The organism is Mesorhizobium sp., from assembly GCF_004962925.1.
Classification (GTDB): Bacteria; Pseudomonadota; Alphaproteobacteria; order Rhizobiales; family Rhizobiaceae; genus Mesorhizobium.
Genome location: NZ_SUEO01000105.1, coordinates 11,652 through 14,200, shown reverse-complemented (window position 1 = coordinate 14,200; position 2,549 = coordinate 11,652). Strand labels below are relative to the sequence as shown.

2 protein-coding genes and 2 pseudogenes are annotated in these 2,549 nt (G+C 61.7%); 2 read left to right on the top strand and 2 right to left on the bottom strand.

Annotation, left to right across the window (positions count from 1 at the left end; all coding sequences use genetic code 11):
* Nucleotides 1–284: pseudogene (locus E5W87_RS20250) on the top strand (low specificity L-threonine aldolase); the annotation flags it as partial.
* Between the two features lie 77 nt (nt 285–361).
* On the opposite strand, the gene E5W87_RS20245 reads toward E5W87_RS20250, so the two are convergent.
* Nucleotides 362–829, bottom strand: a complete 468-nt coding sequence (locus E5W87_RS20245) for an Hsp20 family protein (protein ID WP_292401311.1) — start codon at nt 827–829, stop codon at nt 362–364.
* A 488-nt stretch (nt 830–1,317) separates the two neighbouring features.
* Here E5W87_RS20245 and E5W87_RS20240 point away from each other — a divergent pair, with 488 nt between their 5' ends.
* A complete protein-coding gene (locus tag E5W87_RS20240) occupies nt 1,318–2,289 on the top strand; it encodes an alpha/beta fold hydrolase (RefSeq protein WP_292401309.1) in 972 nt (323 codons plus the stop codon).
* A 23-nt stretch (nt 2,290–2,312) separates the two neighbouring features.
* On the opposite strand, the pseudogene E5W87_RS20235 reads toward E5W87_RS20240, so the two are convergent.
* Nucleotides 2,313–2,549 (bottom strand): annotated as a pseudogene (locus E5W87_RS20235) (DUF1579 domain-containing protein); the annotation flags it as partial.

Here is a 2,549-nt window from a genome sequence, read left to right as displayed (position 1 = left end):
CGGCCCGCCACGCCAACGCCATGGCGGCGCGCCTTGCGGCAGTGATCGAGGACTCCCCGTCGGCGCGTCTGGCCTGGTTGCCGCAAGCGAACGAGGTCTTCGCGGTGATGAAAAAGGCCGAGGCTGAAAGGGCCCAGGCGACCGGTGCCGCTTTCTACGATTGGCACAAGCCCCATGACTTCGACGGCCATATCAGCGAGGACGAGGCGCTCTACCGTTTCGTCACCAGCTTCGCGACCACAGCCGAAGAGGTCGACCGCTTTGGTCAGCTAATTGCTGGATAGCGGGACCTCATTCACCAACGAAAAAGGGCGGCGCCAAGCGCCGCCCTTCGTCCCTGAGATCGTGCTTGTGACGCAGCTTACGCGGCGGTCTTGGCTTCGATCTGCTTGGCCTTCGCCGAAGACGCGGTGATCGCGATCTTGCGGGGCTTCAGTTCCTCGGGAATGTTTCGCTTGAGGTCGACGAAGAGCAGGCCGTTCTTCAGCGAGGCGCCGACGACTTCAACATGGTCGGCAAGCTGGAAGCGGCGCTCAAAGGCCCTGCTAGCGATACCCCGATAGAGCAGTTCGGAGCCTTCGCCATTGCCCTCTTCCTTGCGCTCACCCTTGACGGTCAGCACATTGCGGTGAGCTTCGATCGAGAGCTCGTCGTCCGAGAAGCCGGCGACGGCCATCGAGATGCGATAGGAATCCTCGCCGGTGCGCTCGATATTGTAGGGCGGGTAGGTCTGCGCGCTTTCAGGCTGCGCAAGCGAATCGAGCATCGTGAACAGCCGGTCGAAACCGACGGTCGAACGATAGAGCGGGGAAAAATCAACGTGACGCATAGTGTGTTCTCCTGTTGAGCAACAAGGTTTGCGTATGGCCCGTGCGAAACCCGTAACGGCGTTCCGGATAGGCCAGCGGCCCCGACATTGGCGGCCGCAACAAACATTTGGGGAACACGTGAAAGCATTTCAAGATTTCTCGATGAACGGCAGATGAACCGGGGCTTCGGCGGACGTTCAGCTAGGCGGCGCTAGACTGCTTCCAGGATTAGGGAACAGGCGGCGGTTACGGCGCCGCGCGTCCTCTCGGACGCGCAAGGGACGCTGTAACACTTTGATTGCCGCAACGAGGCCGACCGGGTGTAACGTCCCTTCCTCCCGGATCGACAGAGGCCGGAAGCACGCCGCAAGCTGCTTCCGGCCTCACTCGCTGGCTGCCACGTTCAGCCCTTCCAACGCGCCCGGAATTCCTTTGCTTTTGGTGCATGGGCGTCTATGCCTACCAAAGCTTGCGCCATGCAGGCAGCGACACACAAACGCAGCGCCGAATGGACCTCTTCAACGAAATTCCCCTCTTCCGTGAAATTCCGGGCAACCCGCTACCGGAAGATGCGGCCGGTGGTTTCTTCACAACGCGCGACGGCAAGAAGATCCGCTATGGCCTTTTTCCCGCCGTTGCGCGCCCGATTAGGGGCACCGTGGTCGTTCTGACCGGCCGCAACGAGTGCATCGAAAAATATTTCGAGACCATCCGTAATCTCGCCGACCGTGGCTTCGGCGTTGCCACTCTCGACTGGCGTGGCCAAGGCGGTTCCGACCGGCTGATCAGCGACCGCGAGCGCGGCTATGTCCGCAGCTTCTTCGACTACACCAGCGACCTGGAACAGTTCTTCGAGGAGGTCGTGCTGCCCGACTGCCGGGGCCCGTATTATATACTGGCCCATTCGGCTGGGGCAGTGATTACGCTGCTTGCCGGGCCGTCGATGGTGAACCGCGTACGACGCATGGTGCTGATCGCGCCATTCCTAACCGTGCCCGACCTGCCGGTTTCGATAACCACCGTTCGCCGCCTCTGCTCGCTGTTCTGTCTGCTGGGTCTTGGCAAGCTTTATGCCGCCTGGGGTCCGCGGCCCAGAAAAACCATACCCTTTGCCGCCAACATGGTGACATCAGATCCGGAGCGGTATCGGCGCAACACGGCGATCTACGAGACCTACCCCCAACTGGCGCTCGGTGGTCCGACGATCCGCTGGCTGAAGGCGGCGGCGGAGGCGTCCGAGGCCATCAGCGATCCCGACTTCATGGCCAGGATCCAGGTTCCCTTGCTGGTGATTGCCGCTGGCGCCGACCAGGTCGTCTCGACCAAGGCGGTGGAAACCTACACCCGACGTCTGCGCCTCGGTTCGCTGCTGGTGATCGATGGCGCACGCCATGAAATATTGCAGGAAGCCGACTTCTATCGCGAGCAGTTCCTTGCCGCCTTCGATGCCTTCATCCCGGGAAGCGACGACGCGGCCTGATTGGAACGCTGCGTTCCTTGGCTTTACGCCCGGCGAGCGAAATCCATAATCCAGTTGGTCTCCCAGTTCTTGCCGCCATCCGGTGAAAAAGCCTGCTCCCAGCGCGCCGAGTTTTCAGTGATCCGCGACCAGAGGAAGCGAACCTGGATCGGGCGGCCGTCGAAGACATCTTCGCACAGGAACGTGCCGACGCCTGCCTCGAAGGTGCCGCGCATCGGGATATCGACGGTCGCCGGATTGCGGCCGTCGATCCACCAGAT

Excerpts from the sequence above, each read along its gene's own strand:
- E5W87_RS20245 (WP_292401311.1), bottom strand. The coding sequence starts at position 829 with ATGCGTCACGTTGATTTTTCCCCGCTCTATCGTTCGACCGTCGGTTTC.
- E5W87_RS20240 (WP_292401309.1), top strand. The coding sequence starts at position 1,318 with ATGGACCTCTTCAACGAAATTCCCCTCTTCCGTGAAATTCCGGGCAAC.